We start from the raw sequence: 12,404 nt of genomic DNA, 5'->3' as shown, positions 1-12,404 counted from the left end.
TCACGGGTGGGAAGTGCCAAGTCACGGGTGGGAAGTGCCAACTCGCGGGTGGGAAACCCCGAGTCAGCCGCCGAGATTGCGCAGCAGCAGCGCCTCGGCGAGCAGCACCTTCTCGAACTCCGCCAGGTGCAGGCCCTCGTTCGGGCCGTGCGCGCGGGTGTCGGGGTCCTCGACGCCGGTCACCAGGACCGAGGCCGCGGGGAAGGCTCTCGAGGAACTCCGCGATGAACGGGATGGACCCGCCGACGCCCATGTCGACCGGCGCGGTGCCGTCCCAGGCCTCGGCGAACGCGGCCCGCGCGGCGTCGTACGCCGGCCCGGTGGCCTCGATCTGGGTCGCCTCCCCGGTGTCGACGACCGTCGCGGTCAGGCTCGGCACCCCACGGCACGTGCGCCTCGAGGTGGCGCTGGAGCGCGGCGAGGGCGTTCTCGGTGGTGTCACCGGGCGCGACGCGGAGCGAGATCCGGGCGCGGGCGGCGGGGACGAGGGTGTTGGAGGCGCCGTCGACCTTGGGCGCGTCCAGGCCGGTGATGCTCAGCGCGGGCTTGGTCCACAGCCGCTCGACCGCGGAGCCCTCGCCGATCCACTCGGCGCCGGGCGCGGCACCGGACTCGGCGCGCAGCCGCTCCTCGGGGTAGTCCACGTCGGCGGCCGGGCCGGAGTGCAAGCCCTCGACGGCGACGTTGCCGCGGTCGTCGTGCAGGCTGGCGATCAGCCGCGACAGCGTGATCAGCGCGTCGGGGACCAGGCCGCCCCACATGCCGGAGTGCACGGCGTGGGTGAGGGTGCGGACCTCGACATCGACGCGGACCAGGCCGCGCAGCGAGGTGGTGAGGGCCGGGACGCCGATGTCCCAGTTGCCGGAGTCGGCGATCACGATGACGTCGGCGGCGAGCCGGTCCTGGTAGGCCTTGAGCAGGCTCGGGCAGGGTGTCGGAGCCGACCTCCTCCTCGCCCTCGATGAAGATCCGGACGGTCACGGGCAGGCTCGTCGCCGAACGCGCGCAGCGCCGCGACGTGGGTCGCGATCCCGGCCTTGTCGTCGGCGGCACCGCGGGCGTAGAGCCGGCCGTCACGCTCGGTCGGCTCCCACGGCGGGCTGTCCCACTCGGCGTGGTCGTTCTCGGGCTGCACGTCGTGATGGGCGTAGAGCAGCACGGTCGGTGCGCCCTCGGGGCCCTTCTTCTCACCGATCACGGCGGGCGGCGCTCCGTCGTACGCACGCACGATCTCGACGTCCACCCCCTCGGCGGCGAACAGTGCGGCGGTGGCGCGAGCGCTCTCCTCGACGTCCTCACGGCGGGCGGGATCGGCGCTCACGGACTGGATGCGGACGAGGGCCTCGAGGTCCGATCGGACGCCCGGCAGGAGACTCGGCGAGACGCGTACGCAGGTCGGCGGTGGTGACAGGTCCGGTCATGGATCCCAACCTAGAGGACGAGCACGCGGCGCTCCGCCTCGCGGCCGGTAGTACGACAATCTTCGTAGATACGATGTTTATAGTACCTATATGTCCGCCACCGAGACCCGCCTCTCCGCGCACGCCGCCCCGAGCCGTTGGACGCTCCCGGTCGTGCTCGCCGCCCAGTTCGTCACGCCCACCGCCATCGCCGGCACCGCGATCGCCCTGCCCCTCGTCTCCGAGGACCTCGGCGCCCACCCGGTCGCGCTGCAGGGCGTGGTCAACGGCTTCAACCTGGCCTTCGCCCTCGCCACGGTCGCCTGGGGCGCGGTCGGCGACCGGGTCGGTCATCGCCGTGTCTTCACCGCGGGGGCGGCCCTGGTGACCCTCGGCAGCGTCGCCAGCGCGGCCGCCCCGAGCCTGCTCCTGCTCGACCTCGCCCGCATCGTCGCCGGGATCGGCGCCGCGGCCGTCCTCACCGGCTCGACCTCCCTGCTCTCCCACGCCTACGACGGCGCACGGCGTACCCATGCGTTCGCGGTCTTCGGCACCGTCAACGGGCTCGGCCTGGCCCTGGGCCCGACCCTCTCCGGCGCCCTCGTCGCCGCCGTCGACTGGCGCGGGGTCTTCCTCCTGCACGCGATCGTGCTCGCCGCGGCGGCCCTCGGGTCCCGGCTCCTGCCCGAGGCACCGGGCCGCGCTGCGGCGGCCGGCCCGGTCCTGGATCTCGGCCTGCTGCGCAACCGGGAGTTCCTGGTGATGTGCCTGGTGCCTGTCGCCGGCGCGATCGGCTTCGTCACCCTGCTGACCTACCTGCCCTCCGCGCTGAGCGGGGTGCGCGACGTCTCCGCCGGCCACGCCGGCCTGCTCATGCTCGCCATGACGGTGCCGGTGCTGGTGGCGCCGCTGGCCGTGGCTCAGGCTGGTGACGCGCTTCGGGGGAGTCACCGTGGGCCGGGTGGTCGGCCTGAGCCTGGCCGCACTGCTGCTGGGCGATCTCGGGATGCTGCTCCTCGCGCCGGACCGCTCGGTCGCCTGGATCCTGCTGCCGATGGTGCTGGTCGGCCTCGGCTTCGGACTTCCGGTCGGCCTGGTCGACGGCCATGCGCTGTCCGTCGTCCCCGCCCACCGCGCCGGTACGGCGGCCGGCCTCCTCAACTTCTTCCGCATCGGCAGCGAGGCGGTCTTCGTCGCGGGCTACGCGGCCGTGCTCTCGCTCGCCGTCGGGACCCGGCTCAGCGGCGACCCGGCGGCCGAGACGGCCGCCGGCCAGTTCGGGCACCCGGCGGTCTACCGAGAGGCGTTCGCGACGACCGTCGGCGCGCTGGTGGCCCTGCTCGTCGTGCTGACGCTGGCGATCGCGCTCGCCGGGCGTCGATCAGCGGCCGACCGCTGATCGCTGCGAGTCGGAGCGCTGGGAGGCGAGGATCGAGTCGAGCAGGCCGGGGAAGACACGGTCGAGGTCGTCGCGGCGCAGCCGGGTCATCCGGCCGTTGCCCACGTCGCGCTGCCAGATCAACCCGGCCTTGCGGAGCACCCGGAAGTGGTAGGTGCGCGTCGACGGCGCCCACGGCATCCCGAAGTCGCTGCAGAACTGCTCGCTCCCGGCCGGCAGCGCGGCGAGCCTGGGCGATCACCTCACGGCGGTTGTCGTCGCCGAGCGCGTTGAGGACGGCCGAGAACTCGAACTCGTCGAGGTCGGGGTGCCCGTCCGCATCTGCCACACCCCGATCCTACGGGCCCAGGGGCAGGTACCGCGTCAGGTCGGTCCGTTCCCCGCTGGCGCTCACCCGCCCCGCCGCCACCGCGTCGAGCCAGGCCAGGCTCCCCGGTCGCGACCGCGATCCAGGTCGCCGCGTCGGTCTCCACGACGGCGGGTGGTGTGCCCCGGGTGTGCCGGACGCCCTCGACGACCTGCACCGCGGCGTACGGCGGCACCCGGACCTCCACCGAACGACCCGGCGCACGGGTCTCCAGCAGGGCCAGGAAGTGCTTGACGAGCAGGCTTGAGGTCGGCCCGCTCCGCACTGCCCTCGTCCACCCGGGTGAGGGCGGTGGCGACGGCGGCGGGGTCGGCGGGCTTGAGGCGAGCGGGCATCGACGCCAGGTTATCGGCGGTCTCCCCGAACCCGCCGCGGCGCCCGTGCCCGCACTGCCACAATGACCCCATGCTGCTCCGCCGTTCCGCCGCCGCCTGCTTCGGGCTGCTCGTGCTCCTGCCCGCCCTCGCCGCCTGCGGTGGCGACGACGGGGGCATCAAGGTGGGCGACCTGGTGGACGCGCGGGCCGACGACCAGTTCATCGAGGGCGGCACGGCGTCGACCGTCGCGCTCCCGATCGGGCGGCTGGAGATCAGCGCGGGCAAGCCGACGACCAAGGCTGGCCGCGGACGACACCCGGCAGCCTGCAGGCGGTCGAGGCGCCGGCGGGCAGCACGTTCATCCCGATCACCTGGCAGTACGACGCGGGGACCTTCGGCGACTACACCGACTACCTCGACACCCAGGCCAACCCGGTGATCGACCTGGTGGCCGACAAGGCGTCGTACCGGCTCCCGGCGCCGGAGGCGACCGGCGAGGGCGCGGAGTCGTTCTACACGCTGGTCTCCGGCGACGGCGAGGACGCCGCGCTGTCGGTCGACTTCGACGGCGTGAAGCAGACCGTGGTCCTCGCGACCGGCAAGCGCACCGAGGGCAAGGCCGCCCCGCTGTACAGGCTCAAGCCGCGCAAGGACCGCACCGCCTCCTGCACCACCGACAGCAAGTTCAAGTCTGTCGATCACGCACTCGCGGCTGCCCGACTACAGCCGCAACATCACCCCGACCGCCACCATCCCCTACGCCGGCGGCAGGTGGGCCGACGACGGCAAGACCTGGCTCGTGGTCACGCTCAGCACGACGTTGCGCCGCTACGACCTGCTCTCCGACGACCTCAAGTCGGGCGCGATCTACGTCGCGACCTCGATCGACTCGACGTTCACCCTCGGCAAGGCCAAGCCGGCGAAGGTGATCGAGGACAAGGCGCTGACCTCCTGCCCGGACCCGGAGCAGGGCGGGTGCGTGAAGGTCTACCACCTCATCTTCGGCGTGCCCGAGAAGTCCCGGGGCACGCTGCGGATGGACCAGACCTACGAGCCTGGCGCTGAGCAGCGTCTGGGGCGGCGGCTCGGGCCGCGACACCCTGACGCTGACCAACAAGGCCGTCATCAAGGCTGGGCTGAGGCTCAGCGGCCCAGCGCCTCCGGCAGGGTGGCGGACCAGGCGGTCCGCAGGCTCCTCCAGGGGCACCTCGAAGGCGCCCTCGACGACGAGGGCCTCGCCGCCCGTCGTACCGATCTCGGCGAGCGGCACGTCGTGGCGGCTCGCCAGCACGCGGAGGCTCCTCGACCGCGCCGGCCGGCACGGTGACGATCGCCCGCGCGGCGGACTCGGCGAAGAGGCCGACGAAGGCGTCGCCGTCGAGCCGGACCGTGGCACCGGTCCCGCTGACGATGGAGGCCTCGGCGAGCGCCTGCGCCAGACCGCCGTCGGAGAGGTCGTGCGCGCTGGTGGCGACGCCGACCAGGTCCTGCAGCAGCCGGGCCAGGCGTTGCTCAGCGGCGAGGTCCACGGCAGGCGGGCGGCCGCCGAGGTGGCCGTGCACGACGTGCGCCCACTCCGAGCCGGACAGGCTCCTCGCGGGTGGTGCCGAGCAGCACGACCGTCTCGCCGGCGGCCTGGAAGTGCGAGGGGGTACGGCGCCGCACGTCCTCGATCACGCCGAGCACCGCGACGACCGGGGTCGGCAGGATCGCCGTCTCGCCGGTCTGGTTGTAGAGGCTGACGTTGCCGCCGGTGACCGGGATGCCCAGGCTCCAGGCAGGCGTCCTTGAGCCCGCGGCAGGCCTCGGCGAACTGCCACATCACGGCCGGGTCCTCGGGGGAGCCGAAGTTGAGGCAGTCGCTCACGGCCAGCGGGGAGCGCACCGCCGGTGGCGACGTTGCGATAGGCCTCGGCGAGCGCGAGCCTGCGCGCCGGCGTAGGGGTCGAGCCTTGGCGAAGCGGCCGTTGCAGTCGGTGGCGATGGACACCCCGAGGTGGGTCTCCTCGTCGACGCGCACCATGCCGGAGTCGGCGGGCTGGGCGAGGACGGTGTTGCCCTGCACGTAGCGGTCGTACTGGTCGGTGATCCACGACTTGTCGCACAGGTTCGGGCTGGCCACCAGGCGGAGCAGGGTCTCGCGCAGGCTCCTCGCCCGTGCTCGGCCGGGCCAGTGCCTCGGCACCGTCGGCCTGCAGCGCGTCCTGCCACTCGGGGCGGGCGAAGGGCCGCTCGTAGACGGGGCCGTCGTGCGCCACCGTCCGCGGGGGCACGTCGACGACGGTCTCGCCGTGCCAGTCGATCACCAGGCGGCCGGTCTCGGTGACCTCGCCGATGACCGCGGCCTCGACGTCCCACTTGGTGGTGATCGCGAGGAAGGCGTCGATGTCGCCGGGCTCGACGACCGCCATCATCCGCTCCTGGCTCTCGCTCATGAGGATCTCCTCGGGCGAGAGCGTCGAGTCGCGCAGCGGCACCTTGTCGAGGTGGACGAACATGCCGCCGTCGCCGGCGGAGGCCAGGCTCGGAGGTCGCGCAGGACAGGCCCGCACCGCCGAGGTCCTGGATGCCGGCGACGACGCCGGCCTGGAACAGGCTCGAGGGTGCACTCGATGAGCAAGCTTCTCCATGAACGGGTCGCCCACCTGGACGCTCGGTCGCTTGGCGGGACCGTCGGCGTCGAAGGTCTCCGAGGCCAGGACGGACACGCCGCCGATGCCGTCGCCGCCGGTGCGCGCGCCGTAGAGCACGACGAGGTTGCCCTCGCCGGACGCCTTGGCCAGGTGCAGGTCCTCGTGGCGCAGCACGCCGATGCAGCCGGCGTTGACGAGCGGGTTGCCGAGGTAGGTCGCGTCGAAGACGGCCTCGCCACCGATGTTGGGCAGGCCCAGGCAGTTGCCGTAGCCGCCGACGCCCGCGACGATCCCGGGCAGCACGCGGTGGGTGTCGTCGGCGTCGAGGGGGCCGAAGCGCAGCGGGTCGACGACCGCGACCGGGCGCGCGCCCATCGCGATGATGTCGCGGACGATGCCGCCGACACCGGTCGCGGCACCCTGGTACGGCTCGACGTACGACGGGTGGTTGTGGGACTCGACCTTGAAGGCTCACGGCGTAGCCCTGGCCGATGTCGATGACGCCGGCGTTCTCGCCGATGCCCGCGAGCATCGGGCCGATGGGCGTCTCCTGGGGGATCTCGCCGAACTGGCGCAGGTGCACCTTGGAGGACTTGTAGGAGCAGTGCTCGCTCCACATGACCGAGTACATCGCGAGGCTCCCGCGCCGGTGGGCCGGCGGCCGAGGATCTCGCGGATCCGCTCGTACTCGTCGGCCTTGAGGCCCAGGCTCGGACCAGGGCTGCTCGCGGCCGGGGTCACCGGCCGCGACGGCGACCGTGTCGAGAGCGGAGCGAACGGGTGCGGAAGCGGTGTCGGCCACGGGGCGCAATCCTATCCGCCCGGGTGCGCCGTGCTGACCGCGCGGTCACAGGGTGTAGGCTGTGGTAGCGGCTGCGGAACTCTGCCATCAGGCTCCGGCGTGGGCTCCGCGCCCTCCGCGACGGCACGGTGCAGGTCGGCGAAGAACTCCTCGTAGCCGCCCGGCGTGTAGAGGCAGATCGCCGTCGCCGGGGCGTCGCCGGCGTTGCGGAAGCCGTGCGCGCAGCCGCGGAGCGCGGCGACCAGGGTGCCCGCACCGGCGCTCACCTCCTCGGTGCCGGTGTGGAAGGTGAGTCTCGCCGCGGACGACGTAGAAGTGCTCGTCGTGCCGCTCGTGGACGTGGGGGCGGGCGCCCAGCGCACCGGCGCCGAGGGTGAACTCCTCCACCGAGACCAGCCCACCGGTCTCGGCGGCGGTCAGGCTTGAACAGGTGCGGGAGGCCCATCGCCTCGATCGAGGTTCCTGCTCCGGGCGGCTTGATCAACGGGGGGCGCATGCCGGTGAGAACCCCGCCCGTCCGGCCGGAATGCCGCTTGCCGCAAGGATTTGCGGGGTTCCGATAACTACACCGTTGTAGTTCACCCCGACCACTGTTACGGGTGTGAATGTTGTGGTTATCGTGACGTGGCTTCGCCACGGTCCGCCCCGCCTTCCCCTGGAGTTCCTCCGCCATGTCTGCCCGGTTCGCACCCCTGTCCGCAGTGTTCGCGGCCGCCCTCGCGGCAGTGCTCGCGATCACCCTGCTGGGCGCCCCGGAGGCACCCACCGACGACCCGGTGGACCTCACCGCGACGAGCACCAACCGGCCCACGCCGGCCACCCACTTCAAGGGGTACGGCTTCGACCAGTGCCTCGCGCCCACCCAGGCGAAGATGGACGCCTGGATGGAGAGACTCGCCGTTCCTGGCCGTCGGCATCTACATCTCCGGGGCCTCGCGCGCCTGCCGCAGCCAGCCCAACCTGACCGCGACCTGGGTGAGCACCCAGGCTCGCCCGCGGCTGGCAGCTTGCTGCCGATCACGCTCGGCCCACAGGCCAGCCTGCTCGACCCGCTACCCCAAGTACGGCGCCGCGATCGACCCCAAGATCAGCGCGAACAACGCCAACGGCTACGCCACCGCCCGCAACCAGGGCCGCATCGAGGCGGACCGCGCGGTGGTCGCCTCCCGCGCCCTCGGCATCACCCAGGGCAGCACGCTGTTCTACGACCTCGAGGCCTTCGACATCACCAACGCCACCTGCAAGGCCTCGGCGATCCGCTTCCTGGACTCCTGGACCGTCCGGCTGCACGCCCTCGGCTACAAGTCGGGCTACTACTCCAGCGCCGGCTCGGGCATCAAGATGGTCAACGACTTCAAGGCGAAGTACCCCACCACCTTCACCTACCCGGACACGCTGTGGATCGCGCGCTGGGACGGCGCCGCGAACACCAGCGTCAGGCTCGTCGTACCTCGCCCCGACGGCGTGGACCCCGGGCCGCCGGATCAAGCAGTACCAGGGCGGGCACAACGAGACCTGGGGCGGCGTCACGATCAACATCGACCGCAACTTCCTCGAGGCTCGGCGCCGGCATGGTGCCCGGCCGCGAGGTGCACTGCGGCGGCGTCCCGGTCGACCTGACGACCTACGCCACGCTGAAGATGCCGACGGCGTCGTACAAGCCCCCGGTGGCGTCGGTGAAGGCGATGCAGTGCCTGATGGCCGAGGTCAAGGCCTACACCGGCAAGATCAACGGGGTCTACGACCTGACCACCCGGCGCGCGGTCTACACCTGGCAGCGCCGCCGCGGGTTCGCCGCCAGACTCGACCTGGGGCAACCGCGACTGGATCACCCTGCTCACCGCGGGCGCCCGCCCGGTGCTGAAGTACGGCTCGGCGGGGCTCTACGTCCGCCGCGTGCAGCGCGCGATGCGCGTCGCGATGCCCTCGCGCAACGTCCAGATCACCGGTGTCTACGACGCGGCGATGGCCGCGCACGCGGGCTACTACCGCCGCCAGGTCGGCGTCTCGTCGTACAACATCATCAACACGGCGACCTGGCTGAAGGCTGCAGACCGGGCGGTACTGAGCGCTCAGCCGCCGAAGCCGACCTGCGGGTCGAGCCCGGTGCGCATCCGCCAGCCGAGCAGCGCCAGGCCCAGCCCGGTGCGGTGGTCGGCCTCGTCCAGGGAGACCCCGAGCAGCCGCTCGATCCGGGCGAGCCGGTCGTAGAGCGACTGGCGGCGCAGGCCGAGCAGGTCGGCGGTGCGCGCCTTCGACAGCGAGCACGCGAGGTAGGCGTCCAGGGTGCGCAGCAGTCTCGCTGCGGTGCTCCCGGTCGTGGTCGACGAGCGGCCCGATCTGCTCGTGGACGAACTCGCTGAGCACCTGCGGGTCGATCGCCCGGGTGACCAGCCGGTGCGCCGCGACGTCGCGCTCCATCACCACTCCCGTACGACGCCCCGAGCGCCGCGCGGCCCGGACCACCTGGCGCGCCCGGCCCACCGCGGCGGCGAGGTCGCCCGGATCGGCGACGGGCGTGGTCGCCCCGACCAGGACCCGGCCGGGGAGCTCGGCCGCGAGCCGTCCGGCCGCCGCGGCCAGGTCCTCGCGGACCTGGGTGGGCACGGCGCGGCGACCGCCTCGCTGGACGAGGACCACGTGCCCGGCGGCGGTGCCGACGAGCACGCCGCCCTCGTGGCCCAGCACCCGCTCGGTGGCCGCGACCGCGTCGGTGACCGGGACCGCGGCGTCGACCTCGATCGCCGCGACGACGAGGTGACGACCCTCCAGGGGCGGCCAGCCGAGGTCGACGAGCCGGTGCAGCACGTCCGCGCGCGAGACCACGACTCCCGCGGCGAGGTCGGCGACCAGCGACTGGGCGGGCCCGGGCCGGTGCCCGCCACCGGTCCCCCGGCCGAGCTCCAGCGCGACCGCGGCACCGGCCGCGTCGGCGACCCGCTGCCGGTGGGTGGTGGCGGCACCGAGGAGACGCAGCGTGCCGTGCACGCCCGCCTCGCCGCGGACCTGGAGCCGACGCCGGCATCGCCGCTCACCGAGGCGATCCGGCTGCGCTCGACGGTCTGCCCCTCGGGGTCGCGCAGGCTCGACCGCGCAGCCCGCCAGGCGCGAGGTCTCGTCGAGCAGCGCGCGCAGGCCGCGTCCCTCGATCACCACCTGGGTGAGCGTGCGCCAGCCCGCGTCCCCCGTGCCGGCCTCGACCTTGCGTCGTACCAGCAGGCTCGTGGAAGTCCTCGACCATCCGCTCGAAGGGCACCACCCGGTGGAACACCAGCACCGGTACGTCGCGGCGCAGCGCCGCCTCGACGATCGGCTCCGGCACGGCGAAGAAGGTGCGGCCCACCTCGAGACCGATGGCCGCGACGCCCGCGTCGGCCAGGCTGGTCGACGTAGGCCTGCAGGTGGTCGGCGGTGCGCCCGTGCAGGCCGAGCCCGGAGGTCAGCAGCACCTCGCCACCGGCGAGCAGCGAGCCCATCTCGAAGACCTCCGAGGAGTGCACCCAGCGCACCCGGACGCTCTCGGGGTCGCCGTGCAGCACCTCGGTCCCGGCAGCGCGGAACGACGGGAGGGCCAGCACCTCGGCAAGAGTTGCCGCCATCAGGACAGTCCGTCCGGACGTTCGCCGTTCATGCCGGACAGTATGTCCCTTGTCGGCAGCCATCGCCTCTGGTGGTGTGAGCCCCGACACACCCGGCACCGACGGAGGCACCATGATCGACGACCACGACCGCAGGTATCTCGACCTGGCGATCGAGCAGGCACGCACCGGGTGGGAGGAGGGCGGCATCCCGATCGGCGCCGTCCTCGTGCACCAGGGCGAGGTGCTCGCCGTCGGCCGCAACCGCCGGGTCCAGGCTCGGCTCGGCCATCCGGCACGGCGAGACCGACGCCATCGAGAACGCCGGCCGGCTGCCGGCGAAGGTCTACCGGGCGAGCACGCTCTACACGACCCTGTCCCCCTGCTTCATGTGCGCGGGCACCTCGGTCCTCTACGACATCCCGCGCATCGTGGTCGGCGAGAACGTCAGGCTTCCAGGCCTCCGAGGAGTGGCTGCGCTCGCGTGGCGTCGTGGTCGACGTCGCCGACGACCCGGCCTGCAAGGAGGCTGATGGCGACGATGATGCGGGAGAAGCCCGAGTCTGTGGGCCGAGGACATCGGGGAGGAGTCGTGACCGACACCGCCCGCCCCGAGACGGCCGTCGTCGACCCGGACTACCCGGTCACGCCGGTCCCCGCGCACGCGCGCAAGTCGTTCCTCTCGCTGGCGGTCGTGCTGCTCGGGTTCACCGTCTTCACCCCGACCATGCTGGCCGGCGCGCAGGCTCGGCTCGGCGTTCGCGCTCGGCGACCTGGTCCGGGTGATCCTGCTCGGCTCGCTCGTCCTCGGCACCTACGTCGCGCTGCTCGGCTGGATCGGCGCCAACACCGGCCTGACGACGGTCGTCATGGCGCGGTACGTCCTGGGCCACCGGGGCAGCAAGACTCGGCTCGATCCTGCTCGGCGGCACCCAGATCGGCTGGTACGGCGTCGTCATCGGCACCATCGGCGACCTCACCGCCCAGGCGTTCTCCTGGGAGTCCGACCTCGCCCGCGCCGCGGTGATGATCGCGACGAGCGTGCTGATGTGCCTCACCGCCTGCTACGGCTACCGCGGGATGTACTGGGTCTCGGCGATCTCCACCCCGCTCATCCTGATCCTCGCCTTCTGGGTGCTCTTCCGCTCCCTCGACGAGGTCGGCGGCTGGTCGGGCCTGGCCGACGTGCAGCCGAATGCCACGATGACCACGGCCGTCGCGATCACCACCGTCGTCGGCACCTTCGTCTCGGCCGGCACCCAGGCGCCGAACTGGACCCGCTTCGCGCGCACCGGCAACCAGGCCCTGATCGCCTGCGTGATCGGCTTCCTGATCGGCAACGGGCTGATGATCTTCTTCGGCGCGACCGGCGCGATGACCTTCGGCCAAGGAGACTTCGTCCTCGTCCTCTACGACCTCGGCCTGGTCACCTGGGGGCTGGTGCTGCTCTTCGGCAACCTGTGGAAGTCGAACGCCGACACGGCGTACGCCTTCGGGGTGGCGGGCGCCGAGCTCTTCGAGAAACCCTCGAAGACGCCCTTCGTGGTGGGCGGCTCGATCGTCGGCACCGTGCTCGCCCTGGTCGGCGTGCAGAACCACCTCGTGGACTACCTGGTGCTGCTCGGCGTCTTCATCCCGCCGCTGGGCGGGGTGATCATCGGCGACTACCTGGCCCGGTGGCGCGGAGGGATGCCCGAGGGCGAGCGGCTGCCCGCCCTCAACCTCCCCAACCTGGCGGTCTACGCCGTCGCCAGCGCCGCGGCGTACGTCGCGAAGGAGGCCGAGATCGGCATCCCGCCCGTGATCGGAGTGGTCCTCGCCGCCGTCGGCGCGTACGCCGTGGGCCGCTCCGGGCTCAACCGCCGACTGGACCCGGCGGGCTGATCGGGCGGGCTGATCGGGCGGACC

The 12,404-nt window shown here is 72.7% G+C and carries 20 protein-coding genes and 1 pseudogene; 8 read left to right on the top strand and 13 right to left on the bottom strand.

Annotated features, from left to right (window positions below; translation table 11 throughout):
* Nucleotides 1-179 precede the first annotated feature (179 nt).
* Nucleotides 180-878, bottom strand: coding sequence for a peptidase dimerization domain-containing protein (locus tag G5V59_RS37830; protein ID WP_341351048.1), 699 nt, complete (start codon nucleotides 876-878; stop codon nucleotides 180-182).
* Entirely contained in the window at nucleotides 875-1,321 is a 447-nt protein-coding gene (locus G5V59_RS37825) for a M20/M25/M40 family metallo-hydrolase (RefSeq protein WP_341351047.1), read from the bottom strand. The genes G5V59_RS37830 and G5V59_RS37825 overlap by 4 nt, the downstream gene beginning before the upstream one ends.
* 237 nt (nucleotides 1,322-1,558) lie before the next feature.
* Between G5V59_RS37825 and G5V59_RS27485 the strand changes: the two genes are divergently transcribed.
* Both G5V59_RS27485 and G5V59_RS27480 read left to right on the top strand, forming a co-directional pair.
* The gene (locus G5V59_RS27485; protein ID WP_278258609.1) at nucleotides 1,559-2,332 is read left to right on the top strand and encodes a hypothetical protein; all 774 of its coding nucleotides are present in this window, start codon (nucleotides 1,559-1,561) and stop codon (nucleotides 2,330-2,332) included.
* A complete protein-coding gene (locus G5V59_RS27480; RefSeq protein ID WP_278258608.1) occupies nucleotides 2,329-2,799 on the top strand; it encodes a hypothetical protein in 471 nt (156 codons plus the stop codon). Before G5V59_RS27485 ends, G5V59_RS27480 begins: the two co-directional genes overlap by 4 nt.
* On the opposite strand, the gene G5V59_RS27475 is transcribed toward G5V59_RS27480, so the two are convergent.
* Together G5V59_RS27475 and G5V59_RS27470 are read right to left on the bottom strand one after the other, a co-directional pair.
* Complete coding sequence (locus G5V59_RS27475; protein ID WP_278258607.1) at nucleotides 2,782-2,979, bottom strand: helix-turn-helix domain-containing protein; 198 nt, start codon at nucleotides 2,977-2,979, stop codon at nucleotides 2,782-2,784. The genes G5V59_RS27480 and G5V59_RS27475 overlap by 18 nt on opposite strands.
* A gap of 62 nt (nucleotides 2,980-3,041) precedes the next feature.
* Entirely contained in the window at nucleotides 3,042-3,353 is a 312-nt protein-coding gene (locus G5V59_RS27470) for a sterol carrier family protein (protein WP_278260096.1), read from the bottom strand.
* Nucleotides 3,354-3,571: 218 nt separating this feature from the next.
* On the opposite strand from G5V59_RS27470, the gene G5V59_RS27465 reads away from it, so the two are divergent.
* Nucleotides 3,572-3,922, top strand: coding sequence for a hypothetical protein (locus G5V59_RS27465; RefSeq protein ID WP_278258606.1), 351 nt, complete (start codon nucleotides 3,572-3,574; stop codon nucleotides 3,920-3,922).
* Nucleotides 3,919-4,548 (top strand): hypothetical protein, encoded by a 630-nt coding sequence (locus G5V59_RS27460; RefSeq protein ID WP_278258605.1) that lies wholly within the window; start codon nucleotides 3,919-3,921, stop codon nucleotides 4,546-4,548. The genes G5V59_RS27465 and G5V59_RS27460 overlap by 4 nt, the downstream gene beginning before the upstream one ends.
* Here G5V59_RS27460 and G5V59_RS27455 read toward each other — a convergent pair.
* The 7 genes and pseudogenes from G5V59_RS27455 to G5V59_RS27425 form a co-directional block, all read right to left on the bottom strand.
* A complete protein-coding gene (locus G5V59_RS27455) occupies nucleotides 4,479-5,045 on the bottom strand; it encodes an AIR synthase-related protein (protein WP_278258604.1) in 567 nt (188 codons plus the stop codon). The two genes, G5V59_RS27460 and G5V59_RS27455, sit on opposite strands and share 70 nt — an antisense overlap.
* On the bottom strand, nucleotides 4,996-5,160 hold the full coding sequence (locus G5V59_RS27450) for a hypothetical protein (RefSeq protein ID WP_278258603.1): 165 nt from the start codon (nucleotides 5,158-5,160) through the stop codon (nucleotides 4,996-4,998). The genes G5V59_RS27455 and G5V59_RS27450 overlap by 50 nt, the downstream gene beginning before the upstream one ends.
* The gene (locus tag G5V59_RS27445; RefSeq protein ID WP_341351320.1) at nucleotides 5,157-6,359 is read right to left on the bottom strand and encodes an AIR synthase-related protein; all 1,203 of its coding nucleotides are present in this window, start codon (nucleotides 6,357-6,359) and stop codon (nucleotides 5,157-5,159) included. Before G5V59_RS27445 ends, G5V59_RS27450 begins: the two co-directional genes overlap by 4 nt.
* Nucleotides 6,348-6,527 (bottom strand): annotated as a pseudogene (locus G5V59_RS27440) (AIR synthase related protein); the annotation flags it as partial. The gene G5V59_RS27445 and the pseudogene G5V59_RS27440, both read right to left, overlap by 12 nt.
* 60 nt (nucleotides 6,528-6,587) lie before the next feature.
* The gene (locus G5V59_RS27435) at nucleotides 6,588-6,857 is read right to left on the bottom strand and encodes a hypothetical protein (RefSeq protein WP_278258602.1); all 270 of its coding nucleotides are present in this window, start codon (nucleotides 6,855-6,857) and stop codon (nucleotides 6,588-6,590) included.
* Between the two features lie 72 nt (nucleotides 6,858-6,929).
* Nucleotides 6,930-7,184 carry a hypothetical protein gene (locus tag G5V59_RS27430; RefSeq protein WP_278258601.1) on the bottom strand — a complete coding sequence of 85 codons (255 nt, stop codon included), beginning with the start codon at nucleotides 7,182-7,184 and terminating at the stop codon, nucleotides 6,930-6,932.
* Nucleotides 7,181-7,414: a hypothetical protein gene (locus tag G5V59_RS27425; protein ID WP_278258600.1), complete on the bottom strand. Its 234-nt coding sequence runs from the start codon at nucleotides 7,412-7,414 to the stop codon at nucleotides 7,181-7,183. The genes G5V59_RS27430 and G5V59_RS27425 overlap by 4 nt, the downstream gene beginning before the upstream one ends.
* A gap of 123 nt (nucleotides 7,415-7,537) precedes the next feature.
* Between G5V59_RS27425 and G5V59_RS27420 the strand changes: the two genes are divergently transcribed.
* Together G5V59_RS27420 and G5V59_RS27415 are read left to right on the top strand one after the other, a co-directional pair.
* On the top strand, nucleotides 7,538-7,882 hold the full coding sequence (locus G5V59_RS27420) for a hypothetical protein (protein ID WP_278260356.1): 345 nt from the start codon (nucleotides 7,538-7,540) through the stop codon (nucleotides 7,880-7,882).
* A complete protein-coding gene (locus tag G5V59_RS27415) occupies nucleotides 7,822-8,538 on the top strand; it encodes a glycoside hydrolase domain-containing protein (protein ID WP_278260094.1) in 717 nt (238 codons plus the stop codon). The genes G5V59_RS27420 and G5V59_RS27415 overlap by 61 nt, the downstream gene beginning before the upstream one ends.
* A gap of 108 nt (nucleotides 8,539-8,646) precedes the next feature.
* Here the strand turns inward: G5V59_RS27415 and G5V59_RS27410 are convergent, their stop codons facing one another.
* On the bottom strand, nucleotides 8,647-10,071 hold the full coding sequence (locus tag G5V59_RS27410; protein ID WP_278258599.1) for a hypothetical protein: 1,425 nt from the start codon (nucleotides 10,069-10,071) through the stop codon (nucleotides 8,647-8,649).
* The gene (locus G5V59_RS27405; RefSeq protein ID WP_278258598.1) at nucleotides 10,068-10,517 is read right to left on the bottom strand and encodes a PucR family transcriptional regulator ligand-binding domain-containing protein; all 450 of its coding nucleotides are present in this window, start codon (nucleotides 10,515-10,517) and stop codon (nucleotides 10,068-10,070) included. Before G5V59_RS27405 ends, G5V59_RS27410 begins: the two co-directional genes overlap by 4 nt.
* Nucleotides 10,518-10,629: 112 nt before the next feature.
* Here G5V59_RS27405 and G5V59_RS27400 point away from each other — a divergent pair, with 112 nt between their 5' ends.
* The gene (locus G5V59_RS27400; protein ID WP_278258597.1) at nucleotides 10,630-11,523 is read left to right on the top strand and encodes a hypothetical protein; all 894 of its coding nucleotides are present in this window, start codon (nucleotides 10,630-10,632) and stop codon (nucleotides 11,521-11,523) included.
* On the top strand, nucleotides 11,412-12,380 hold the full coding sequence (locus G5V59_RS27395) for a cytosine permease (RefSeq protein WP_341351319.1): 969 nt from the start codon (nucleotides 11,412-11,414) through the stop codon (nucleotides 12,378-12,380). The genes G5V59_RS27400 and G5V59_RS27395 overlap by 112 nt, the downstream gene beginning before the upstream one ends.
* The last annotated feature ends 24 nt before the right edge of the window (nucleotides 12,381-12,404 follow it).

This window comes from Nocardioides convexus, assembly GCF_011090295.1.
This window is presented reverse-complemented; position numbering and strand designations above follow the sequence as displayed.

What these genes read in the sequence shown, in the direction of transcription:
- G5V59_RS27465 (WP_278258606.1), top strand. Translation starts at nt 3,572, where the DNA reads ATGCTGCTCCGCCGTTCCGCCGCCGCCTGCTTCGGGCTGCTCGTGCTC.
- G5V59_RS27405 (WP_278258598.1), bottom strand. Translation starts at nt 10,517, where the DNA reads ATGGCGGCAACTCTTGCCGAGGTGCTGGCCCTCCCGTCGTTCCGCGCT.
- G5V59_RS27425 (WP_278258600.1), bottom strand. Translation starts at nt 7,414, where the DNA reads ATGCGCCCCCCGTTGATCAAGCCGCCCGGAGCAGGAACCTCGATCGAG.
- G5V59_RS27400 (WP_278258597.1), top strand. Translation starts at nt 10,630, where the DNA reads ATGATCGACGACCACGACCGCAGGTATCTCGACCTGGCGATCGAGCAG.
- G5V59_RS27475 (WP_278258607.1), bottom strand. Translation starts at nt 2,979, where the DNA reads ATGCCGTGGGCGCCGTCGACGCGCACCTACCACTTCCGGGTGCTCCGC.